19 protein-coding genes are annotated in these 22487 nt (G+C 58.7%); 15 read left to right on the top strand and 4 right to left on the bottom strand.

Going from position 1 to position 22487, the window contains the following annotated elements; genetic code table 11:
- Positions 1–11 precede the first annotated feature (11 nt).
- The 7 genes from pqqD to ASQ50_RS07895 all read left to right on the top strand — a co-directional run bounded on the left by pqqD (position 12) and on the right by ASQ50_RS07895 (position 8340).
- Entirely contained in the window at positions 12–281 is a 270-nt protein-coding gene (gene pqqD, locus ASQ50_RS07925) for a pyrroloquinoline quinone biosynthesis peptide chaperone PqqD (protein ID WP_058092510.1), read from the top strand.
- A complete protein-coding gene (gene pqqE / locus ASQ50_RS07920) occupies positions 278–1411 on the top strand; it encodes a pyrroloquinoline quinone biosynthesis protein PqqE (RefSeq protein WP_058092511.1) in 1134 nt (377 codons plus the stop codon). Before pqqD ends, pqqE begins: the two co-directional genes overlap by 4 nt.
- On the top strand, positions 1377–3272 hold the full coding sequence (locus ASQ50_RS07915; RefSeq protein ID WP_082888455.1) for an alpha/beta hydrolase family protein: 1896 nt from the start codon (positions 1377–1379) through the stop codon (positions 3270–3272). Before pqqE ends, ASQ50_RS07915 begins: the two co-directional genes overlap by 35 nt.
- A 46-nt stretch (positions 3273–3318) precedes the next feature.
- Positions 3319–4482, top strand: coding sequence for an alcohol dehydrogenase-like regulatory protein ErcA (ercA, locus tag ASQ50_RS07910; RefSeq protein WP_058092512.1), 1164 nt, complete (start codon positions 3319–3321; stop codon positions 4480–4482).
- Positions 4466–6214: a NahK/ErcS family hybrid sensor histidine kinase/response regulator gene (locus ASQ50_RS07905; protein ID WP_058092513.1), complete on the top strand. Its 1749-nt coding sequence runs from the start codon at positions 4466–4468 to the stop codon at positions 6212–6214. Before ercA ends, ASQ50_RS07905 begins: the two co-directional genes overlap by 17 nt.
- 241 nt (positions 6215–6455) lie before the next feature.
- Positions 6456–7832 carry a class II fumarate hydratase gene (locus ASQ50_RS07900; RefSeq protein ID WP_058092514.1) on the top strand — a complete coding sequence of 459 codons (1377 nt, stop codon included), beginning with the start codon at positions 6456–6458 and terminating at the stop codon, positions 7830–7832.
- A 25-nt stretch (positions 7833–7857) separates the two neighbouring features.
- Positions 7858–8340 carry a CDP-archaeol synthase gene (locus tag ASQ50_RS07895; RefSeq protein ID WP_058092515.1) on the top strand — a complete coding sequence of 161 codons (483 nt, stop codon included), beginning with the start codon at positions 7858–7860 and terminating at the stop codon, positions 8338–8340.
- Between the two features lie 5 nt (positions 8341–8345).
- Here the strand turns inward: ASQ50_RS07895 and ASQ50_RS07890 are convergent, their stop codons facing one another.
- Entirely contained in the window at positions 8346–9320 is a 975-nt protein-coding gene (locus ASQ50_RS07890) for a metallophosphoesterase (RefSeq protein ID WP_058092516.1), read from the bottom strand.
- A 138-nt stretch (positions 9321–9458) separates the two neighbouring features.
- Here ASQ50_RS07890 and chrA point away from each other — a divergent pair, with 138 nt between their 5' ends.
- From chrA to msrB, 3 genes are all read left to right on the top strand, one after another.
- On the top strand, positions 9459–10637 hold the full coding sequence (gene chrA / locus ASQ50_RS07885) for a chromate efflux transporter (protein ID WP_058092517.1): 1179 nt from the start codon (positions 9459–9461) through the stop codon (positions 10635–10637).
- 91 nt (positions 10638–10728) lie between these two features.
- Positions 10729–11379, top strand: coding sequence for a peptide-methionine (S)-S-oxide reductase MsrA (gene msrA / locus ASQ50_RS07880; RefSeq protein ID WP_058092518.1), 651 nt, complete (start codon positions 10729–10731; stop codon positions 11377–11379).
- 11 nt (positions 11380–11390) lie between these two features.
- Positions 11391–11816 (top strand): peptide-methionine (R)-S-oxide reductase MsrB, encoded by a 426-nt coding sequence (gene msrB / locus ASQ50_RS07875; RefSeq protein ID WP_058092519.1) that lies wholly within the window; start codon positions 11391–11393, stop codon positions 11814–11816.
- Between the two features lie 29 nt (positions 11817–11845).
- Here the strand turns inward: msrB and ASQ50_RS07870 are convergent, their stop codons facing one another.
- Both ASQ50_RS07870 and ASQ50_RS07865 read right to left on the bottom strand, forming a co-directional pair.
- The gene (locus ASQ50_RS07870; RefSeq protein WP_058092520.1) at positions 11846–12157 is read right to left on the bottom strand and encodes a c-type cytochrome; all 312 of its coding nucleotides are present in this window, start codon (positions 12155–12157) and stop codon (positions 11846–11848) included.
- Positions 12158–12215: 58 nt separating this feature from the next.
- The gene (locus ASQ50_RS07865) at positions 12216–13442 is read right to left on the bottom strand and encodes a sulfite oxidase (protein WP_058092521.1); all 1227 of its coding nucleotides are present in this window, start codon (positions 13440–13442) and stop codon (positions 12216–12218) included.
- Between the two features lie 196 nt (positions 13443–13638).
- Between ASQ50_RS07865 and ASQ50_RS07860 the strand changes: the two genes are divergently transcribed.
- Positions 13639–14403, top strand: coding sequence for a lysophospholipid acyltransferase family protein (locus ASQ50_RS07860; protein ID WP_058092522.1), 765 nt, complete (start codon positions 13639–13641; stop codon positions 14401–14403).
- Positions 14404–14420: 17 nt separating this feature from the next.
- On the opposite strand, the gene ASQ50_RS07855 is transcribed toward ASQ50_RS07860, so the two are convergent.
- Positions 14421–15407 carry a calcium/sodium antiporter gene (locus ASQ50_RS07855; RefSeq protein WP_197492725.1) on the bottom strand — a complete coding sequence of 329 codons (987 nt, stop codon included), beginning with the start codon at positions 15405–15407 and terminating at the stop codon, positions 14421–14423.
- 404 nt (positions 15408–15811) lie between these two features.
- On the opposite strand from ASQ50_RS07855, the gene mqo reads away from it, so the two are divergent.
- The 4 genes from mqo (at position 15812) to ASQ50_RS07835 (ending at position 22456) form a co-directional block, all read left to right on the top strand.
- A complete protein-coding gene (gene mqo, locus ASQ50_RS07850) occupies positions 15812–17293 on the top strand; it encodes a malate dehydrogenase (quinone) (protein WP_058092523.1) in 1482 nt (493 codons plus the stop codon).
- Between the two features lie 152 nt (positions 17294–17445).
- Positions 17446–18678 (top strand): ATP-grasp domain-containing protein, encoded by a 1233-nt coding sequence (locus ASQ50_RS07845; protein ID WP_058092524.1) that lies wholly within the window; start codon positions 17446–17448, stop codon positions 18676–18678.
- A 52-nt stretch (positions 18679–18730) separates the two neighbouring features.
- The gene (locus ASQ50_RS07840; protein ID WP_058092525.1) at positions 18731–20755 is read left to right on the top strand and encodes a hypothetical protein; all 2025 of its coding nucleotides are present in this window, start codon (positions 18731–18733) and stop codon (positions 20753–20755) included.
- Positions 20756–20785: 30 nt separating this feature from the next.
- Positions 20786–22456, top strand: a complete 1671-nt coding sequence (locus ASQ50_RS07835; protein ID WP_058092526.1) for an acetolactate synthase large subunit — start codon at positions 20786–20788, stop codon at positions 22454–22456.
- Positions 22457–22487: the final 31 nt, after the last annotated feature.

Below are 22487 nucleotides of genomic sequence, written 5' to 3'. Positions count from 1 at the left end.
GGAGCGTTACCATGACCCTGGAGAAAATACCCAAACTCCGCCGTGGTTTCCGGTTCCAATGGGAACCGGTTCAGGAAAGCCATGTGTTGTTGTATCCGGAAGGTATGGTCAAGCTCAACGGCAGCGCCGGCGCCATCCTGGCGGAAGTGGATGGCGTTCGCCCGGCAAACGAGATTATCCAGTCCCTGGAACAGCAGTTCCCGGATGCAGGTCCGCTGGCGGCCGATGTGGAGGCATTTCTGGCAGAAGCCGTTCAGCAACAGTGGATCGAACTGTCATGACGGTAGCCGCAGGGCAGGTCGGGCCACCCCTTTGGTTGTTGGCGGAGCTGACCTACCGCTGCCCGCTTCAATGCCCTTATTGTTCCAATCCGCTGGATTACGCCAGCCAGGAGCACGAACTCAGCACCGAGCAGTGGCTGGATGTGTTGCGCCAGGGGCGGGCTATGGGTGCGGCCCAATTGGGCTTCTCAGGCGGCGAGCCGCTGGTGCGGCAGGATCTGCCGGAGCTGATCGCCGGAGCGCGGGAGCTGGGGTATTACACCAATCTGATTACCTCCGGCATCGGGCTGACTGAAGCGAAGGTGCAGGCGTTTGCCGAGGCGGGGCTGGACCACATTCAGGTCAGCTTTCAGGCTTCAGACCCTGAACTGAACAATGCCGTGGCCGGCTCTCGCAAAGCCTTCGACCAGAAACTGGCTATGGCCAGGGCGGTCAAGGCCGCCGGCTACCCGATGGTGCTCAACTTTGTGATCCACCGCCATAACATTCACCAGATGAACGACATTCTGGCCCTGTGTGAAAACCTGGATGCCGATTACGTGGAGTTGGCCACCTGCCAGTACTATGGCTGGGCATTCAAAAATCGGGAAGGGTTGATGCCCTCCAAAGCCCAGCTGGTCCAGGCAGAACAGGAGGTAAATGACTACCGGCACGATCTCCGTAACCGTGGCTGCCCCATGAAGGTGATCTTCGTCACCCCGGACTACTACGAGGAGCGCCCGAAGGCCTGCATGAATGGCTGGGGCAACCTGTTCCTGACCGTGGCACCCGATGGCACCGCTTTGCCTTGCCACAGCGCCCGGCTGTTGCCGATCGATTTTCCCAACGTGCAAACCCAGTCCCTGAACGACATCTGGTATCACAGCCCCGGCTTCAACCATTACCGCGGTGACAGCTGGATGCCCGAACCCTGCCGCTCCTGCGATGAAAAAGACAAGGATTTTGGCGGCTGCCGGTGCCAGGCCTATTTGCTGACCGGTAATGCTGATAACGCCGACCCGGTCTGCGCCAAATCACCTCACCATGATCGGATTCTGGCGGCCCGCACCGCCGCTGATCACGCCACGGCGGGGCTGGATGACCTGATATACCGCAATGCCCGGAACTCCAAACTGCTTTACCGTGGCTGAGCCGATTTCCGCGCTGGACGCCTGCGCTGGTTTCTCCCAATACACCCAATTGAGAGTGTGCGGCGACACCATTTTCTGGCTTGCCTCCCATCCTGAAACCGGTTCTGTTGCCCTCTGGCAAGCCGATCACTCTGGTATTTGCCAGGTCAACACCGGCCCGGGCAGTATCAGGAGTCGCCTGAATGGCTACGGGGGTGGCGCCTATGCGGTACTGCCGGGGCGAGTGATCTGGGTGGCGGATGACCAACGGGTCTGGCAGCTGGACCGTATAACGGGTAAACGAACCTTGCTGGTTTCGGACGCTGACAATACCTGGGGAGGCCTGGTGGCAGATCCGCAACATGACCGGGTGTTGGCGGTGCGTGAACGGCATCAACAACAGGCGTTGATGGCTCTCGAGGCCACGGGGCAAGTCCGGGTGTTACACCAGGGGCTGGACTTCTACGGCGCGCCGGAGGTCAGCCAGGACGGTATTCGCATGGCCTGGTGCAGCTGGCAACTGCCGGATATGCCCTGGTTGCAGTCAACGCTCTGGCAGGCAACGGTCACTGCTGACGGTAATATTGCAGGTGCGTCAGGGCAGCCCCCGCCGGTTTCCGGCTCGGTTCAGCAACCGCAGTTTGCCGGTGAGCATCTGTGGGTCATATCCGACCATGAGGGCTGGTGGCAGCCCTGGCAGGTAACGCGCAAGGGTGGCCGCGACCAGTGGCTGAAAAGCACGGCGCCCATGCTCGATCACGCCAACGCCCCATGGCAACTGGGTGAGCGGCATAGTTGCCCGTTGCGTGAGAGTGGTTGGGCCAGAGTGCAATACCGTCAGGGTATCGGTGAGCTTTGGCTGGAACGGGCCGGCCAGAGTCAGAGAGTGGCTGAGGGCTGGACGGATTTCCGGGATCTGACTCCGTCAGCCGACGGCCTTGTGTGCGTAGGGCGGGCTGCAGAGCGGCACGATGCGGTTCTGAAAGTGTGTGCGGACTCCGGCTCGGCAACCATTCTGGCTGGCGGGCAAGTGCCGGATCGTTCAATCATGGTGCCGGTGGTGCCCGTCGCTTTTGTAGCGGATGCGGAAACGCCCGACACGCCCTCGGTTCAAGGGTTTCTATACCCTCCAGTATCAGCACCCACCGCGGCACCACCGGTCATCCTGATCGCCCACGGCGGCCCCACGTCAGCCGCCTATGCGGTCTACAACCCCCAGGTTCAGTTCTGGTGTCAGCGGGGCTTTGCCGTAGCGGAGGTGAATTACACCGGCAGCACCGGTGCGGGTCGGGATTTTCGTCTTCGTCTGGCCGGCCGGTGGGGCGAAGCGGATGTACTGGACATGGTGCGCTGCGCGGATTATCTGACGGCACAAGGGCTGGTCTGCGCCAACAATGTATTCATTCAGGGCCGAAGCTCCGGAGGCTATACGGCACTGATGGCGGCGGTGCAGACTGACCGCTTCAAAGCCGTTGGCAGCCTGTTTGGCGTGACCGATCCACGGCACCTTCGTACTGCTACCCACCGGTTTGAATCCGGTTACCTGGACTGGCTGCTGGGAGATCCGCAATCACATTATGCCCGCTGGCAGGCACGTACGCCGGCGCTGCACGCTGACCGGATACGCTGCCCAGCGATTTTTTTTCAGGGCGGGAAAGATGCCGTTGTGGTGCCTGAGCAAACCCGGCGCATGGTAGCCGCGCTTCAGGCCCGGGGCCAGCCGGTGGAACTGCACTGGTATGAGGATGAAGGCCACGGGTTTCAGAGGGCAGATAATCAGGCGCACATGCTAGAATCGCTGTACCGGTTCTATGGAAGCCTGGCCCCAGACGACCCCAAGATACGCCAAAAGGACAATGAACCAGCGCACAAACTGAGTTAAACTCTCGACTACTCCTATAACAACAAAACGGTTATCCCTGAGCGTCATGAGCTACGATATTTCCGCGCTGCGCAAGTTTGTTTCTCCAGAGATCGTCTTTGGCGCCGGTTCTCGCCGGTCGGTTGCTAACTTTGCCAGTAATTTTGGTGCCCGCCATGTATTCCTGGTGTCTGACCCTGGGGTTGTCGCCGCTGGCTGGGTTGCCGAAGTTGAAACCCTTTTGATTGAGGCGGGGTTGCGCTGTACCACGTTTACAGCGGTGTCGCCCAATCCCAAAGTAGATGAGGTGATGGCCGGTGCCGAGCTCTACCGGGCCAGCGAATGCGATGTCATCGTGGCGATCGGCGGCGGCAGCCCCATGGATTGCGCCAAGGGTATCGGCATTGTGGCCAGCCATGGCCGCAGCATCCTGGAATTTGAGGGTGTGGATACCATCCGTAATCCTTCGCCACCACTGATCCTGATTCCCACCACCGCCGGAACGTCAGCAGACGTCTCGCAGTTTGCCATCATTTTGGACCCCAATCGGCGCTTCAAGTTTTCCATCATCAGCAAAGCGGTGGTGCCGGACGTCTCGCTGATCGACCCGGAAGTCACTGAAACCATGGACGCCTACCTCACCGCTTGTACCGGGGTGGATGCACTGGTGCACGCCATCGAGGCTTTTGTTTCTACCGGCAGCGGGCCTTTGACCGATACCCATGCACTGGAAGCGATACGACTGATCAACGGCAACCTGGAAGCGCTGGTGGCAAACCCGTCAAACCCGGTGTTGCGAGAGCAGATCATGCTGGCGTCCATGCAGGCGGGGCTGGCCTTCTCCAATGCCATTCTGGGGGCTGTCCATGCGATGTCCCACAGCCTGGGCGGTTTTCTGGATCTGCCCCATGGCCTCTGTAATGCACTGCTGCTGGAGCATGTGGTGGCCTATAATTTCCCTTCCGCCGAGGACCGGTTCCGCCGGGTTGCTGAGGCCATGGCGATTGATACCCGGGGTATGAACGGGGCACAGGTCAAGGCACGGTTGATGACCCGCATTATTGAACTCAAGAAGACCGTTGGCCTGGAGGCGCGGCTCAAGGAGCTCGGCGTCACCACCTCTGATATTCCCTACCTTTCCGGCTATGCATTGAAGGACCCCTGCATACTGACCAACCCAAGGAAGTCGTCACTTCGGGATGTTCAGGTGGTCTATGAAGAAGCCCTCTGACCCAACCAGCACCGGTTACGACATCGGCGATCTGTTGGGGCTCAGCAGCCAGTCAGCCCGAAAAAGCTATTACCCCGCGTTGCAGGAGCGCCTGGAGGAACTGGAGCAGGAGCGCAACCGCTACAAATGGCTGTTTGAGAACGCTCTGCACGGCATCTTCCAGGCCAACCTGCGTGGTGGTTTTCTGGCCTGCAATCCTGCCATGGCCCGAATCTGCGGCTATGACAACCCGGAGCAATTGCAGAAAAAAGTGATTCGACTCAGGGAGCAGCTGTTCTGCAGCGCCGCAGAGTTTGATCAGCTTCGCCAGGAACTGCTCGACCATGGCAGCCTGAGCGCTCGCGAGACCCGTCTTCGGCGAGCAGACCAGACCCCCGTGTATGTGGCACTAACCATGCTCCGCCGGCCGGATCTTGGGCCGGAAGTGGTGGAAACCTTCGTTGCCGACATTACCGAGCGGGTGCAGGCCCGGCAGAAACTTGAGCAGCTGAACGCCGAACTGGAAAAACGCGTGGAGGAACGCACCGAGGCGTTGCAAAACGTCAACGTGGACCTGCGTTATCAGATTGAGGAGCGGGAAAAGGTTGAGCAGGAGTTGAAAGTGGCGGTGAACGCCGCCAAAGAAGCCAATCGCAGTAAAGACAAGTATCTTGCGGCGGCCAGTCATGACCTGCTGCAACCCCTGAATGCTGCCAGGCTGATGATTTCGGCCCTGCAGGACAGTCAGTTACCCGAGGCGGAAAACCGGATGGTGCATCAGGTGCACCGGGCCCTGGAAGGTGCCGAGGATTTGTTGGCCGATTTGTTGGATATTTCCAAACTCGACCAGCAGGCAATGAAGCCGGATCTGACCTGTCTCAATCTGGCTGCCATGCTGAAAGGGTTGGGCGAAGAATTTGAGGCGGTGGCTACCAATGCCGGATTGCAGTTCCGGCTCCGGGTGCCATCGGTATCACTTCGGACCGACCCCCGAATGCTGGCACGGATTGTCCGTAACCTGTTGAGTAATGCCTTCCGCTATACCCGTGAGGGCGGCGTAATGCTCTCTGTCAGGCAACGTCGGGATCGGCTGGCCATTGAAATCTGGGACACCGGTGTGGGGATCGAGGCCCACAAGCTGCAGGATATTTTCACTGAGTTTCACCAGCTACTGCCCCAGGGCACCGGCGGTCGCCAAGGCGTCGGATTGGGACTGGCCATTGTGGAGCGCATGGTGCGGGTTCTGGGTTACGGAATCCGGGTGAACTCACGGCCCGGCCGAGGTTCGAGATTTGAGGTGTCGATCCCGCTTGAACACCGGGTAAATGAGGCCCGGCGAAGCCAATCTCCAGCCGGAGGTGCCACCCACGGAAACTTTGACGGACTGGCGGTGTTGGTGGTCGACAACGAGCCCGCGGTGCTTGAAAGCATGGCCGCGTTGCTCGAAGGTTGGGGTTGTGAGGTGTTTCCGGCCGACGGCGAATCCAGTGCTCTGGACATGCTGAGTGAGGGCCTGGTCCCGGACGTGATTCTGGCGGATTTCCACCTGGACAATAACGCGACCGGTTGTGAGGCTGTCTACGCCGTTCGCCGTGCACTTGACCATGATGTTCCTGCGGCCATCATCACTGCTGATCGCAGTGATGAAGTGCGCACGCTGCTCAGGGCCCAGTATCTTCCCATCCTTAACAAACCCGTCAAGCCCAACCGTTTGCGGGCGTTGCTGGCCAGTCTTGCCGCCCCGTCAACCTGACCCCACGGGCTTGCGCTTTACGACTACACTTATTCCTGAACCAGTCCTTGATTCAGGAGACCGTCATGAGCCACACCGAGCATGCCCGTACCAAATTTCATCTGCATGATACCTACACCAACACCGTCCACACACTGATTCTCAATTTTGAGCAAGTGACCGGCATTTGCGACCATGTCAGGCTAAGATCGCAGGACCGAGGGGCTTAGTGTCCCGTCTGGCAAGCAAAAAGGAGGACGCAATGAGTGAGTTCAGAACGGAAAAAGACAGCCTGGGTGAAGTCAAGGTACCCGCGAATGCCCTGTGGGGCGCGCAAACCCAAAGGGCCATCGATAACTTTCCGGTCAGTGGTCAGCCGATGCCGGCCCGGTTCATTGTGGCGGTGGCGCAGATCAAGTGGGCGGCAGCCCAGGCCAACGCGTCGCTGGGGTTGCTGGATGCCGGTTTACGAGACGCTATTGCCGACGCCTGTGATCAACTGATCCAGGGCGAACACGCAGACCAGTTTCCGGTGGATCGGTATCAGACCGGCTCCGGCACCAGCACCAACATGAATGTAAACGAAGTGATTGCGGCCATTGCCCGGAATCAGGGTGTCGATGTCCACCCTAATGATCACGTTAATATGAGCCAGAGCTCCAACGATGTGATACCAACGGCTATCCACGTCAGTTCGCTTTTGGCCGTAAAAGAGCAATTGCTGCCAGCCCTGTCGCACCTTCGGGGTGTCATTTACGAGCGGGAAGCGGAACTGAATGCCCAGGTCAAAACCGGTCGTACTCACCTGATGGACGCCATGCCGGTGACCCTGGGCCAGGAATTACGGACCTGGCGGGAACAGCTGGCCCTGGCTGAGAAACGTCTTGAGCAGGCAATGGATGAACTGGCGGATGTGCCCCAGGGTGGCACCGCGGTGGGTACCGGCGTTAATGCGGCGTCTGAATTCGCTGGTCAGTTTATCAAGTTCCTGCGCAGCAACACCGGCTACCCGTTCCGTTCCATGGAGCACAAATTTGTTGGTCAAAGCGCTGTCGATGCGCCTGTCGCCCTGTCAGGCCAGCTGCGGGGTGTGGCGGTGGTGCTCACCAAAATTGCCAACGATCTGCGCTGGATGAACAGCGGTCCGATTCACGGGCTGGCAGAAATCAGCCTGCCGGCATTGCAGCCTGGCAGTAGCATCATGCCGGGCAAGGTGAACCCGGTTATTCCTGAGTCGGTTGCCATGGTGGGCGCCCAGGTGATGGGGTTGGACAATGCGGTGGCCATTGCCGGCCAGTCCGGAAATTTTCAGCTCAATGTGATGCTGCCTCTGGTGGGGGGCAACCTGCTGGACATGATCGGCCTGTTAACCGGGGCCTCCGCTATCCTCGCAGACAAAGCGATGAACGGCTTTACGGTGAACGCTGATAATCTGAATGCCGGTGTCGGGCGTAATCCGGTACTGGTGACGGCCTTGAATCCAGAGATTGGCTATACCCTGGCGGCGGATATCGCCAAGGAAGCCTACCGCACCGGTCGGCCGGTGATTGATGTGGCCGAGGAGCGCAGCGGCCTCAGCCGTCAACACCTGGAAAAACTGATGGATCCACTCAAGCTCACCCGTGGAGGGTTGACCTGAGCGGGCAAGACCGGAGGAGTCATTCTTGCTGCTGTCCCTGGAGCTGTTTGTCATGCTGGTTCTGGCCAATGGCTCGCCGGTGGTCGTGGCCAGGCTGTTGCATCAGACCGGCAACCGGCCTGTGGATGGCGGTCGGGTTTGGCGGGATGGTCGCCCGGTGCTAGGCCCAAGCAAGACCTGGCGAGGATTGGTCGCGGGCACCATGTCTTGTCTGTTGTTTTCGGCCTGGGTGGGGCTGGGCTGGTTGTTTGGCGCGTTGTTCGGTTTGCTGGCCCTGCTGGGGGACCTTGTCAGCAGTTTTGTCAAACGTCGGATGGGGCTCAAGTCCAGTGCCCGGGCATTATGGCTGGACCAGTTGCCTGAAGCCTTGCTGCCCATGGCTATGGCGTGGCTCTGGTTATCCTTGCCGTTGTGGGAAGCGGTTGCCGTGGCGCTGCTGTTTGCGCTGAGCAATATGCTGTTCTCTCCGGTGCTTTATCGTCTGGGTATCCGCAAACAGCCCCATTGAGGAAGCTATTCGGGCCCCCGGGACAAGGTGTGCAAGGTAACCTCCGGTGGGCAGTTCAGGCGGACATTCAGAACAGACGTACCAGCGCCTGGCGAGGTATAGCCTTGCATGCCGTTAACCTGCCAGAAACCGCGGCCAAGCCGGCGAGGGCAGTCGGAGTCGAGGGTGACCGGAATGCCCCCGGGCAGGCAAAGTTGCCCGCCGTGGGTGTGTCCGCACAGAAACACGTCGTATCCGGCATGGGCAGCTTCCCGCCAGATCTCGGGCGTGTGGCTTAGCAGCAGGCTGATGCCGCCGGGGGGAATATCATCGCCGGCCCGGTGCAGGTTGTGAACCTTGTAGTAATGGGCATCGTCCACTCCGGACAGGTAGAGCTTGCTTGCTCCACGGGCAATGGGTGCCATTTCGTTCATCAGCAGCCGATAGCCCATGTCTTCAAGGGCAGGTACCATGCGTACGCTGTCGTGGTTGCCCAGTACCGCGTAGGTATCGCCCCGGATAGCCTGGCGCAGGCGGGCCATGCCCTCAAGGGCTGCGTCAATCGGCCCCCAGGTGAGCTTCCGGTAATCGCCGGTGAGCACACACAGGTCATAGTCCAGAGGCGTGATCTGATCGATCACTGCGTTCAGGTTTTGTTCATCCATGTCAACGTGAAGGTCGGTCAGGTGCAGGATGCGAAACCCCTCGAATGCCTCCGGTAAATCGGGCAGGGTAAAGGTGTTCCGGGCAGTGGTCAGCTTGCGGCTGTTGTCCTGGGCCCGGCCAAACAAACCAACGGCTTGCAGGCAAAACTGAATCAGCCTTGGTGCGTTGGCGACGTTCTCAAGGTGGAACGAGCGACGATCGCGCCCGAACACGCGGGCCTCGGCTTCCTGTTCGATGCCCAGTCGCTGGCGGGCATGCACCGGGCCAAGCCTAAGGCTGAGTCGGTACTGGAGAAGTTCGTTCTGATCTTCTGGTGCGCGAACCCTTGCGGTCATGTGAATCGTCCTGATGCCGAGCGGAATCTTATGTTTGATTCCTTCACTCATTATGGATGGTCAGCGGGGTAGTGCAACCGGATAGACACAATGTTCATGTTTTACTGATCCACCCACATCCAGGAGAGACAACGAGTAATGACTGAATCCGACAAGCCGGTACGAATAGGCAGTTGGCAGGTATTCCTGATCTTTCTGCGGCTGGGGCTGACGTCTTTTGGTGGCCCGGCGGCTCACCTGGCGTATTTTCATGATGAGTTTGTCAAGCGACGTAAGTGGCTGTCAGACAGCGCTTACGGTGAGGTGGTGGCCCTTTGCCAGCTGTTACCGGGCCCCGCGTCCAGCCAGGTGGGGCTGACCATCGGTTTCCTGTGGGGGCATTATGGTGGCGCGCTGGCGGCCTGGGTGGGTTTTACTTTGCCCTCGGTATTGGTCATGGCGCTGTTTGCCTTTGGGCTCACGCTCTGGCCGGACCTGGGCGAGGGTGGCTGGGTCAGCGGCCTGAAGCTTTTTGTGGTGGCGGTGGTGGCACAAGCCGTCTGGCAGATGGGGCAGTCGCTGTGCCCGGACCGGCCACGCATGGTGATCGCCATGCTGGTGGCGGCTGTTCTGCTGCTGGCCGGTGCCGTGTGGATGCAGGTACTGGTTCTGGCGTTGGCGGCCGTTGCGGGAACGGCATTGGGCTTGCCCTCGGCAAATAAACAAGAATCCTTGCAGGTGCCTCTGCAATCGCGAAAGCCGGGAATGTTTGCCCTGCTGTTTTTGGTGTTGCTGGCACTCTCCTTTGTTCCCCAGGTAACGGGATCCCTGGCCTGGATTGGCGCGGAGCTTTATCGCGCCGGCGCCCTGGTGTTTGGCGGCGGTCACGTGGTGTTGCCATGGCTCCAGGAGGGGTTTGTGGTCTCCGGTAATATGTCGGCCGATACCTTCCTGGCTGGCTATGGTGTCGCGCAGGCGGTTCCGGGGCCGCTGTTCAGTTTCTCTGCGTTTCTCGGGGGTGCCGAGGGCGGCATCGCGGGCGTTCTGATTGCAGTGGTTGCGGTGTTTCTGCCTGGAACCCTGTTGGTGTTCGCCGGTCTACCGTTGTGGCAGTGGTTGCGTGAGCACGAGAAAGCACGAGCGGCACTGGCGGGCGTCAACGCCGGGGTGGTGGGCTTGCTCCTTGCAGCGTTGTACGACCCGGTCTGGACGTCGGCCATTCACGGCGCCGGCTATTTCGCCCTGGCACTGGTGTTCTGGCTGGCACTGGTCATCCTTCGGGTGCCGGTATGGCTGCTGGCACCTGCCAGTGCGCTAATCGGAGCGGTCTTTTTGTAACACCCGTACGTATAAAATCGTGAACTCCCCGTTTGGAATTCCGAACCAGAACCGCCACAATCGAATAAACTGAACCCACTGGAGCAATCTGATGAGTGATGCATGCAACATTCCAGGACTGACCGTGCCTCGTAGCCGGTTTCCGGCACCTGAGAAAGACCTGCACGAGCCCGCGGGTGAATCCCGGGTGGTTCTGGCTGGAGGTTGCTTCTGGTGTGTTGAAGCGGTTTTGGTGGCGATTGACGGTGTCATTCGTGTGGAATCCGGATACGCCGGCGGTGCGGCCGAAGCGGCCAACTATGAGGCTGTCTGCAGTGGGACCACTGGCCATGCGGAGGTGGTGGATGTTCGCTACGACCCGGCGAAGGTCAGCTTTGGTGAGTTGCTGAGAGTGTTCTTTTCGGTGGTTCACGACCCCACCCAACTGAACCGTCAGGGTAACGACATTGGGAGCCAGTATCGCTCAGCGGTGTTCTACGAAACGGATGATCAGAGGCAGGTGGCCGAGGCCTACATTCGCCAGCTTGATGCCGCCGGCGTGTATTCCGATCCGATTGTTACCCGACTGGAGCCGCTCACCGCGTTCTACCCTGCGGAGGCATACCATCAGAATTTTGCAGCTCGTAATCCCAGGCAGCCCTACATTCTGGCGGTGGCAGCACCCAAGATGGCCAAGCTGGTCAGCACTTGGCCAGACCATTTGAAACCCGAATTCAGTGACGATGATCCTGACCTGGCCTGAGGAGTTCCCTAATGACGGTATCGGCAAAAGGCTATGACCTGACCCCCCTGAGCAAAGCAGAGGTGGACGATAAAGCAGCGGGATTGACTGCTGAGGAGAAACGGGTACTGCTGGATCATGGTACCGAGCATCCGTTCTGTGGCACTTTGCTGGACAACAAGAAAGCCGGGGTTTATCTGTGCCGGCTGTGTGATCTCCCGTTGTTCAGCTCGGACGCCAAATTCGATTCCGGAACCGGCTGGCCAAGCTTCTTTCAGCCATTCGACCCGGAGCATATCCGGTACCTTGAAGATCATAGCCTGGGTATGAGTCGCACCGAGATCCGCTGCCCCCGCTGCGACAGTCATCTCGGGCACGTGTTCCCGGACGGTCCGGCGCCCACCGGTCAGCGGTATTGTCTGAACTCCATTGCCATGGTGTTTGAGGAACAGGGTTGAAACTCAAGGGGGCTAAGGCCCCTATGAGTTTACTGGTCAGACGTAACCGACAGGATGTAGTCGGCCAGAGCCTCAATCTGTTCGGAAGACAGTGAATCTTCGAATGCCGGCATAACACCGACTCCGCCTACCACCGCATTGACGATCTGTTCTCGGCTTGGTCTCAGTTCGTCCAGGTCAGGACCGATGGCACCGGACGAGCCAGCATCGGCGAGAGCATGGCAGATGGTGCAGGAGGGTTGTGCTGTCTGAGTGAAGACTTCCTTGCCCAGGTCTGTATTGTCGGCCATTGCCCAGGGGCTCAGTCCGGCCAGGGCTGCGAGTACTGCAATTTTTCGCATCTTGTTGTTTCCGTTTTAGCCAAGGCGAGTGGGGCTCCACCACTCGCCCTGTCATGGTTCAACTGACGGTGACCGTTACTCCGTGGTCACTCCAGCCGTTATGGCCATAGCCACGTTCATTATCAACTCGGCCCTCGGGCTGGCTGTTGCCTTCGGCATCGGTGGCTCGGCTGACAATGCGGTGCTCCCCCGGTTTCAGTTCAGTGGCCATGACAAATGGTCTCCAGGCATAAGGGCCCAGATCAGGCCCCAGGAATCGGGCCTGTTTCCAACTTTTGCCGCCGTCTAAAGACACTTCAACCTTTTCCAGTGCGGTCACACCGCCGAACGCCACGCCGTAAATCATGTTGCGACCGCTGCGGCCTGTTGCCAGGGGGGCGGTCACCCAGGATTTGACGTTCATCTCCCACATGGAGGGCTGATCCGGAGAACCGGGTTTGCCAACCTCCCGAACCCGGTAGCCTGAGGCCTGGATCTTGGCGTCGGTCTGGTTTTCGGTGAAGGCAATGTTCTTCACATACTTCACATTGTTCACGCCGTAATACCCGGGTACCACCAGCCGTAATGGCCCGCCATGAGTGTGCGTCAGCGGCGTATCATTCATTTCCCAGGCCAGAAGTGCAGTGTCCAGGGCCCTTGTGGGCACCGAACGTTCCACCATGATGCTCTTGGGGTCCAGGCCATCGGGCAGGGATTCGCCGCCTGTGCCGGTGATGTATCGGACACCATCGGCCATACCGCCAAGCTCTTCAACCACGTTTTTCAGGGGAGCGCCGGTCCACATCACGCAACCCGCCGCGCCGGTTTTCCACTGTGTTCCGCCTGCGCCGTGCGGGAAGAAGGCGCGCCCGTTGCCGGAACACTGGAGTACGGAGGCTACTGTGGTGACGCCCATGGTTTTGAGTTCGCCTACGGTGAGGGTGCGCGGATTACGAACACCCTCAATGCGAACCTCCCAGGCATCGGCATTGTCGGTGATGGATGAGGGTGGCGCTGGAAGGTTGTTGCGCACAAACAACCGGTCGCTGGCGGTGATCACACCATTGCCAATGGCACCCCTCTCGGTTTCCATGGTGTTGGCACTGTGAACGATCAGCGCAGTGCGATCCTTCCAGGCGGCGTAGTCGGGGAGTGATTTCGGCTCACTGGCTTTGGCCAGGGGCGTTATACCCAGCAGGCTGACCGCCGCCATGGCACCGGCACTACCCACCAGAAGGTTTCGGCGTGTCGGGTTTTCCAACCCAGGATCGTTGGGCCCCCGTGCAAGGGCTTGCTGCTGTTTCATGTTCCGTCTCCTTGTTGGGATTGTCGTTGGACGGTGTACTGCCCGTATGGGCAGGTTATAACTTTATTACTTATAGTCTATGGTCAAGAGTTGAGCAATACGTTTGGCCGTTATTCAGAGGGCGGTCGAACCGCTATAATTCGGTCCAGTTACATCGGTCCCATCGTGGCCCGGCTCATAGCGGAAGGATGTGTGCATGAAACGATTGAACTTGAGCCCCCTGACGGAGTCTGCGACGCTGCTAAGACGAGCCGCTGTTGTATTGGGCTCGGTCGGGCTTACCGCCATCTACTCCTTGCTGGTGCTACTGAGGGCGTTGTTTGGTCGTTTGAATCGGCCGATTGTCGACAAATACTGCCGGGAGTGGTCTGCCGCGCTGCTGAAGCTGGTTCGGGCAAGCCTGACGGTGCGGGGCGAGGTTCCGGACTTCAATGACGGGCGTCGCTACATCATTATGAGTACCCATGCCAGCCACTATGATATTCCGGTGAGTTTTGTGTCTTTGCCTGGCTCCATCCGGATGCTTGCCAAAAAGGAACTGTTCCGGATTCCCCTGCTGGGGCAGGCGATGGCGGCAGCAGAGTTTCCCTCGATCGACCGGTCTAATCGTATCCGCGCCGTCCGGGACCTGGAGCGGGCAAAGCAGATGATGGAAAACGGTATTGTGCTCTGGGCGGCTCCAGAGGGCACCCGCTCCTCCGATGGCACACTGTTGCCGTTCAAGAAAGGCTGTTTTCACCTGGCACTGGATACCGAGGCGGTCATTGTACCGGTGGCCATTCGTGGCATTCACCAGGTTTTGCCGGCCCGGAGCGTTCAGATCAATCTCGGCCAGCCGGTCGATGTCCGGGTTGGCTCGCCGATTGATACGGCGGGTAAAAGCAAGGAAGACCTGGCGCAGATTATGGCGGAGGTGCGCCAGAGCCTTGAACAACTGCTGGGTGACGGAGAGCCTGAATAGAGGGGGCTCTCTGCCGATTAACCGCCCGTGCTGGCGGCAACGACGGTGTAGAAAAGGTAGCCGGTGTAAGCGAGATACACTGTGACCAGCAACGCGCCATCCACTCTCGAGACCAGCTTGCGCCAGCCGGTCAGGCCGAAGCCCATTAGCAGCAAGCCAACAGTCAGCGCAAGCATCAGGGTCCAGTCCCGATACAACACTTCCGGACCCACAGACAACGGCTGAATCGCAGCAGCCAGGCCAACCACGGCCAGGGTGTTGAAAATACCCGAGCCAAGGATGTTGCCCAGAATCAGGTCATGCTCGTTTTTGCGAACGGCGGCAATGGCCGAGGCCAGTTCCGGTAGCGACGTGCCGATAGCCACGATGGTCAAGCCGATAATCAGGTCACTAACGCCAAGGCTCTGGGCAATGGTGACCGCACCCCAGACCAGCAGGCGGGAGCTGACAATCAAAAGAATTAAACCGATAATTAGCCAGATCACGGCACTTTTCATGGGCATTGGGTGTTCGATGAGTTCGGCATCGGCCGCGCTGCCCAGCGGGTCGTCTTTGTTTTTGATGCCCTGATAAATCGACCATCCCATCACGGCGGCGAAGACTCCCAGCAACACCCAGCCATCCAATCTTGTTAATTCACCATCAATTAATTGCGCCCCGGCGATCAGGGTTAACACCACCAGAAGCGGCAGCTCCTTGCGAATAACCTGGGAGTGCATGGCGATGGGGGCAATGAGTGCTGTCAGACCGACGATCAGGGCAATATTGGTAATGTTGGAGCCGTAGCCGTTGCCCAGTGCCAGCCCGGGATTGCCATCTGCGGCAGCCATGGCGGATACTGCCAGCTCCGGTGCCGAGGTGCCGAAGCCGATAATCACCATGCCAATCAGCAGTGACGGCATGCCCAGATGCTTGGCGGTGGCTGCCGCGCCCTCAACAAATTTGTCAGCGCTCCAGACCAGCAAGACAAGACCGGCAAGAATGGCACCGATTGCAATCAACATAGAACAGACCTCAATCAGAATGTGGTGTAACTCCGCACTGGGCGGCCGGCGGAGTAGGTGGCGCACAAGATACCTCAAGTCAAGGTTTCAAGTCAGCCCCGACGGAGACGAACTTTTTGATTCCGGCACTGATCCGCACTATCAGGAAAAGGGTATCAGACTAAAGTGGCGCTGATATTGTTAACAAAACGCGCGAAAATCGTGGCAAACCATAATAGTTAGTCCGACACACATCGATTGACAATCGCAATTTATTATTCCGGCAAAAATCGGGATAATGCGCCCAATTTCAGACCGGAGGCACACAGCAGCGCCGTCTACCTCGCGCCCCGCTGGCTTCCGACAGGCCGCTTTCGCTGATCGTGGAGTGGCAACAGGCTCAACACTAGCTAGGGTGAAAACCAATGGCCGTTAGACAGGCAGACGTAGTGCTGGTCGGTGGGGGCGTCATGAGCGCAACCCTCGGCATGATGCTCAGGCAGCTGGACCCGTCACTGGATATCGTCATGGTGGAGCGTTTAGACCACGTTGCCCATGAAAGCACAGACGGATGGAATAACGCAGGTACCGGCCACGCCGGCTACTGTGAACTCAACTACACCCCCGAAACCGACGATGGCGACGTTGAAATTGCCAGAGCTCTGCAAATCAATGCGCAGTTTGAGGTGTCGCTGCAGTTCTGGTCGTACCTGGTAGAGCAGGGCATTCTGCCAGAGCCTTCTACGTTTATTAACCGCACGCCACACCAGAGCTTTGTCTGGGGTGAGAAAGACGTCGCTTTCCTCAAGCGCCGGTTCGAGCGCCTGAAAGCCCATCACCTGTTCCGGGAGATGGAATACACCGAGAGCCCGAACGACCTGGCCGAGTGGATGCCGCTGGTGGTCAAACATCGCGACCCGATGCAACGTGTGGCTGCAACCCGCATCAAGCATGGCTCTGATGTGGATTTCGGTTCCCTGACCCGTAGCATGGTCGCGTGGCTGGAAACCCAGCCCAACTTTGAGTTGATGCTCAGCAGCCCGGTGCATTACATCGACCAGCGGGACAATGGCCGCTGGAAGCTGCGGGTGAAGAACCAGAAAACCGGTGAGCTGACCAAGCTGGAGGCCGGTTTCGTGTTCCTGGGGGCCGGTGGCGGTGCCCTGCCGCTGTTACAAAAATCCGGCATTGATGAAGCGCGCGGTTACGGCGGCTTCCCGGTGAGTGGTCAGTGGCTGGTGTGCCAGAAGCCGGATATCGTGCAAGCGCACAACTCCAAGGTATACGGCAAGGCGCCGATCGGTGCACCGCCTATGTCGGTGCCACATCTGGACACCCGAATCATTAACGGCGAGCCGGCACTGCTGTTCGGGCCCTTTGCAGGCTTTACCACCCGTTTCCTGAAGCAGGGCTCGGTGTTTGACCTGTTCGGTTCTGTGCGCGCCACTAACCTGCGGCCAATGCTGTCGGTCAGCAAGAGCAACATGGATCTGACCCGTTATCTGATTGGTGAAGTGTTCCAGTCTCACACCGACCGGGTAGAGTCGCTGCGTAACTTCTTCCCGGATGCCCGCGAAGAAGACTGGCGGCTGCAGATGGCGGGCCAGCGGGTGCAAATCATCAAGCAAACCCCGGAAGGCGGAGGCAAGCTTGAGTTCGGTACTGAGATTGTGGCTGCCAAAGATGGCACGCTGGCGGCACTGCTGGGTGCTTCCCCTGGTGCATCAACAGCGGCCAACGCCATGCTGAATGTACTTGAGCGGTGTTTCCCGGAGAACATGAAGTCGCAGCAGTGGCTGGAACGAATGAAGGAACTGGTCCCCTCCTACGGACAATCTCTGGTGAACGACGAGCAACTGCTCAATCGGGTACGGGAGCGAACCCTGTCTACCCTGAAACTGGGCTGAGCCGGCACTTCTGCTAAATTGGTTCGTGGCTCTGCGGGCACTGTGCGATAAGCCAGTGCCCGTTTTTCGTTCAGGCAGCAAGGGTCCAAAAAGTTGCAGTTTGCAGTCAATCGGTTCAGTGTAGAAGGACAACCCTGACGAGGAGAAGCGCTGTGACTGAACAGAACTACAATCCCGACAAAGGGTACGTTGCCTTGCTTGGCTGGAGCCTGAATGCTGTGGAAGCGGCCGACAAATTCGATCGCCGCTACGTGGTGGTGGCGCCGGATTGGGCAGAAGCCTATTGCACGGAACACAATATTCCGTATGTCCCCTGGAACTTCGAACGCCTCAACGATCGCTCGTTTGAGATCGCCCAGACGCTCAAAGACATGGGGGTGGATGTTGCCATCCCCCTGTTTGAGGAAACGGTAGAATGGGCCGGTGCTATCAACTCGGTATTGATGGCGAATCCTCGGCTCTTCGGGCAGGCCATGCTGCTGCGCGACAAGGCCCTGATGAAACGTCGGGCCCAGCTTGGTGGCATTCGTGTTGGTATCTTTGAGGAGGCCCACGATCGGGAGGATGTGGTCCGTTTCCTGAAACGAGTCAACCAGACCCTTCTGAAACTGGACGGCGATCCCAACGACCCGATCCACCTCAAGGCCTTCGACAAGGCCGGCTGCCTGGGCCATCGGGTTATCCGCACACCGGATGAAGTGGACACGATTCCTGATGAAGAATTTCCGGTGTTAATGGAATCCCACCTGGACGGCTGGGAGTTTGCGGTGGAGGCCTGGATCCATAATGGCAAGATCTGTTTCCTCAATATTTCCGAATACGTCACCCTCGGTTATTCCGTCTTCGTTCCGGCCACTCCGGACTTGGAAAAATACCGGGCACAGATCACCTCGGAAATTGAGAAGCTGATCAAAACCTTTGATATCGATTTCGGCTTTGTTCATCCCGAGTATTTTGTCACCAGCGACGGCACCATGTATTTCGGTGAGGTAGCGTATCGTCCGCCGGGCTTCAAGGTGTTTGAGTTGCTTGAGCGTGCTTACGGCTTCAATGCCTATCAGGGCCTGATCCTGGCGTTTGATCCGAAAACCACCGAAGAGGAAATCAAGTCTTTCTTCCCGAAAGAGGTGGTAGACGCCAAGGGCTATGCCGGCTGTTTTGGGGTGTACCCGCGCCGTCGTGTGGTCAGTCGTCTGGAGATCCCGGAAGAGACCGAAAACCACGATTACTTTGAATCCCATGAACTGACGCCGCCAGTGGAGGAAACCGTAACCAAGAGGACAGCGTTTGGTACTCATTGGGGCTTGGTGTATTTCTTCGGGGAGGATCCCTATGTTCTTCGGGATCTTCTCAAACATCAGGAAGAGCTCGATTTCTATGTATAATCCAGGTATGCATTAACAGAAAGGGTTTGATGCAGGCCCTGAGGAAACTCGTTTGAGCGATCACCAACCGGCCGGCCAGGCGCCAACGGTCAGTATTGACAAGCTGGTGCACAAACTGGATGAATCCATTGTAGCTCTGGCGGAGAGCCGGCCCTTTGCAAAGGCCGGCAAGCTCCCGAAAGTGTTTGATCTTGCCCGACGAATCTTGCTCCAGCCCGGTGGTTGTGAGGAAATCGGAGCTCGTGCCCGATCATTGGAAGAGGCAGGTGTTTTTGTGGGCACCGATTGGGCCGACCCATCCATTCTCCTGCCCTCCCTGACCGTCTACTCCTTGCAAAGTCCGAACGCCGATACCGTGGTGATCGAGGCGCTGAGTGAGCTGCGCCTGTTGGCTGTGGCGCGCGGCGAATACCAACACCCCAGCGTGTCAGCTGAGCAGGCGCATCATTACCTGACCCAGGTGCTGGCCATTAACCTGGGGTTGCTGTTCGGCATGACCGGCGAAGCCGAGCGAGAGCAAGGCAAACTGGCGATCATTGCACAGGAACTGGTCCAGTATGTGGCCCGGCACATCGGTTACGAGCACGTGATCGACAGCCTGATTGAGGAAATCTGGCGCATACTGGAGCAGCGGCCGATCCGTGTCAGTGATGTGCGAAGGATGATTACCCAGATTGCCATTTGCCGGGCCGATCCGACGGTTGATCTCGGTACGGCCGGCCGAGGGGCAGACCGACTGATTTCCAGCTTGTACGGGCCAACGCGGGCCTGTGGCGAAGACCCAGGCATTGCGATCTACCAGCAGCGTCTGGATTCCATGGATGGAGCTGCCTTGCAGAACGAAGCGACCGGGTTTGCCCGTTCAATGCACGATACGGGATTGGTTTCTCCCTACCACGCCGTTTTTATCCGCCATGTTCTGGAGGGCAAGGATTCCCTGCTGAGCGAGGCGTTGGGGCTGTCCAGTACGGGGCGCGACTGTCTGTTGTGTTACCGGGATCTGGTGCACACGCTGATCCAGGAATCCCTGTTCCCAGAAACTGCCCAGGGCCTCTATGGCCTGGCCTTGTTGCTTGAGCGGGGGATACTCTATCAGCCCCCGGTGGCACCGGCATTATGGCGCCAGGTGCGTCTGACGCTGTGCCCGCGAGCGATTGAGCGTTTGCAGTTTGCTTACGGCTATCAGCCCAACCCTTTAGCCTGGCTGATTCAGGGCGTATTGAACATGCTGGGCCAGCCGATGGGGGTAGGACAGGGTAATAACCCTACCTGTCAGTCTGCCCGGGCCTTGTCTATGTGGGCCTACAACGATCCTGATTACCTTCTGCAAATGGTTACCTGGGCCGCCCGAGACGATGAAATTGTCATGCATTTCGAGGGGCGCCCAGTGTCTTCGGCACGCAGTGCCGGCGGACTGGCCGCAGAAGTGACCTTAGACCTCGATCCTGTCTCCCTGATTGTGGTGCCGCATCTGGACCGGATCTACGCTGAAATGGGTCGGCTGTGTGCCGACCGCGAGGGCGATCCACACAAATGGGTCAACCCCGAGTTTCATGGCTGGTCCGCCGGCAGAGGGTTTGCCATCAATGTGGACGTGGCCACCGGCAACCTGACCGACCTGGAAGGCTTTATCCGCCACTTCTATGCCAGCTACCACCCGTATTACAACGGCAACCAGCCACTGATACACCCGCAGCCGGCCGGTATCGCGGTTACCGACAGTGCTGCCCGCTTCATTGGCTGGCATGCGATTACCGTTCTCCGGGTCGCCCTGGACCCGGACGGTGAGATGCGGGTGTATTTCTTCAACCCAAACAACGACAGCGGCCAGAACTGGGGCGACGGTGTGCAGGTCAGTACCTCTGGCTTCGGTGAACGTTTCGGTGAATCTTCACTGCCGTTTGAACAGTTCACTTCGCGTTTGTACATCTTCCATTATGATCCGCTGGAGCGCGGCGAGCCTGCCGAAGTGAACGATGATGAGCTTGGTCGCGTAATTGACGGAGTGTACCGCAGCTGGGGGGCAGACCGGGTACCGGCAGACACCCTGCAGGCGGAACCACCGATAACCGATTGATCCAGAAACTCACGGACCACGAGGGCGAGCATGGCTGAAGAGCAACGAACGGGTGGTAACGGTGCCGAATTGTTCATCCGCGCTTTGGAAAACGAGGGCGTTAAGTACATTTTTGCTGTACCCGGTGAAGAAAATCTGGCCTTTCTGGATGCCCTCAGGAACTCCAGCATCGAACTGGTGCTCAACCGCCATGAGCAAGCTGCGGGCTTTATGGCGGCCACCTATGGGCGACTCACTGGCCAGGTGGGCGTTTGTCTGTCCACACTTGGCCCTGGCGCCACAAACCTTGTGACCGCTGCTGCATACGCCCAGCTGGGTGGCATGCCGATGATGATGATCTCCGGGCAGAAGCCGATCAAATCCTCGAAACAGGGCCTGTTCCAGATTCTGGACGTGGTGGACTTGATGCGTCCCCTGACCAAATACACCCGGCAAATCAGCAATGCCAATACCATTCCGGCGAAAGTTCGGGAGGCCTTTCGTTTGGCCTCGGAAGAGCGCCCGGGAGCGGTTCATCTCGAGTTGCCCGAGGACATCGCCGCGGAGCAACCGGCCCGCGACACCCACATTTTCCAGCCCAGTGACGCCCGCCGGCCCTCAGCCAGCCGGAAGAGCCTGGAAATGGCCTGCGATATGCTGCGCGAGGCCAGGCATCCACTGATCATGATCGGCGCTGGCGCCAACCGGAAACGGGTGTCCCAGGCCTTGCTGCACCTGGTGAACGTAACCGGTATTCCCTTTTTCACCACCCAAATGGGCAAGGGTGTGGTCGACGAACGTCACCCCGGATACCTGGGCAACGCGGCGCTGTCGGCCGGTGACTTTGTGCACTGCGCGATAGACCGGGCTGACCTGGTGATCAATGTGGGCCACGATGTGGTGGAAAAACCGCCATTTTTCATGACCCCGGGTGGCAAGAAAGTTATCCACGTGAATTTCAGTGGCGCGGATGTTGATCCGGTTTACTTTCCCCAGCATGAAGTGGTCGGTGATATCGCTAACAGCGTCGAGTATCTGGCCGAGCACTGTGGCCAGTGCGCGAACCATGACTTCTCCGGCCTGATGGAGGTCAAAAAGGCCGTGGATGCGCATTTGCAGGAGCGGGCGGAAGATGACCGGTTCCCGGTGATTCCTCAGCGGATCGTCCACGATGTGCGCCAGGTGATGCCCGACGACGGCATCATCACCCTCGATAACGGCATGTACAAACTGTGGTTTGCCCGCAACTACCCGGCCTACGATAACAACACTGTGCTGTTGGACAACGCCCTGGCATCCATGGGGGCCGGCCTGCCCAGCGGCATGATGGCCGCTATGCTGTACCCGCACCTGAAAGTGATGGCCATCTGTGGGGACGGTGGCTTCATGATGAACAGCCAGGAGCTGGAGACTGCTGTCCGCCTCAAACTGAACCTGGTGGTGCTGATTATCAATGACAGTGCCTATGGCATGATCAAGTGGAAGCAGGGCCAGGAAGGCTATGCCGATTATGGTCTGGATTACCGCAATCCGGACTTTGTCACCTATGCCCAGTCGTACGGCGCCAAAGGACACCGCATAACCCGGACAGAGGACCTACGCTCTACCTTGAAAAGTGCGCTGGCCGAGGGCGGTGTCCACCTGGTGGATGTGCCGGTGGATTACAGCGAAAATCGGCGAGTGTTTGATGAGGAGCTGGCGGAACTGACCTGTCGACTCTGACGTGGGTATGATGCGAGAAAGTATTGTATAC

It is taken from the genome of Marinobacter sp. LQ44 (genome assembly GCF_001447155.2).
Taxonomy (GTDB): domain Bacteria; phylum Pseudomonadota; class Gammaproteobacteria; order Pseudomonadales; family Oleiphilaceae; genus Marinobacter.
Note: the sequence above shows the minus strand (reverse complement) of the source record. Positions and strands in the feature narration are given on the sequence as shown.

Bases quoted from the DNA above. Each gene is read 5' to 3' on its own strand.
- ercA (WP_058092512.1), top strand. From the start codon at position 3,319: ATGAGCTACGATATTTCCGCGCTGCGCAAGTTTGTTTCTCCAGAGATC.
- ASQ50_RS07865 (WP_058092521.1), bottom strand. From the start codon at position 13,442: ATGAAACAGCAGCAAGCCCTTGCACGGGGGCCCAACGATCCTGGGTTG.
- pqqD (WP_058092510.1), top strand. From the start codon at position 12: ATGACCCTGGAGAAAATACCCAAACTCCGCCGTGGTTTCCGGTTCCAA.
- chrA (WP_058092517.1), top strand. From the start codon at position 9,459: ATGACTGAATCCGACAAGCCGGTACGAATAGGCAGTTGGCAGGTATTC.
- ASQ50_RS07915 (WP_082888455.1), top strand. From the start codon at position 1,377: ATGCCCGGAACTCCAAACTGCTTTACCGTGGCTGAGCCGATTTCCGCG.
- ASQ50_RS07900 (WP_058092514.1), top strand. From the start codon at position 6,456: ATGAGTGAGTTCAGAACGGAAAAAGACAGCCTGGGTGAAGTCAAGGTA.
- msrA (WP_058092518.1), top strand. From the start codon at position 10,729: ATGAGTGATGCATGCAACATTCCAGGACTGACCGTGCCTCGTAGCCGG.
- mqo (WP_058092523.1), top strand. From the start codon at position 15,812: ATGGCCGTTAGACAGGCAGACGTAGTGCTGGTCGGTGGGGGCGTCATG.
- ASQ50_RS07855 (WP_197492725.1), bottom strand. From the start codon at position 15,407: ATGTTGATTGCAATCGGTGCCATTCTTGCCGGTCTTGTCTTGCTGGTC.
- ASQ50_RS07870 (WP_058092520.1), bottom strand. From the start codon at position 12,157: ATGCGAAAAATTGCAGTACTCGCAGCCCTGGCCGGACTGAGCCCCTGG.
- msrB (WP_058092519.1), top strand. From the start codon at position 11,391: ATGACGGTATCGGCAAAAGGCTATGACCTGACCCCCCTGAGCAAAGCA.
- pqqE (WP_058092511.1), top strand. From the start codon at position 278: ATGACGGTAGCCGCAGGGCAGGTCGGGCCACCCCTTTGGTTGTTGGCG.
- ASQ50_RS07835 (WP_058092526.1), top strand. From the start codon at position 20,786: ATGGCTGAAGAGCAACGAACGGGTGGTAACGGTGCCGAATTGTTCATC.
- ASQ50_RS07890 (WP_058092516.1), bottom strand. From the start codon at position 9,320: ATGACCGCAAGGGTTCGCGCACCAGAAGATCAGAACGAACTTCTCCAG.
- ASQ50_RS07905 (WP_058092513.1), top strand. From the start codon at position 4,466: ATGAAGAAGCCCTCTGACCCAACCAGCACCGGTTACGACATCGGCGAT.
- ASQ50_RS07860 (WP_058092522.1), top strand. From the start codon at position 13,639: ATGAAACGATTGAACTTGAGCCCCCTGACGGAGTCTGCGACGCTGCTA.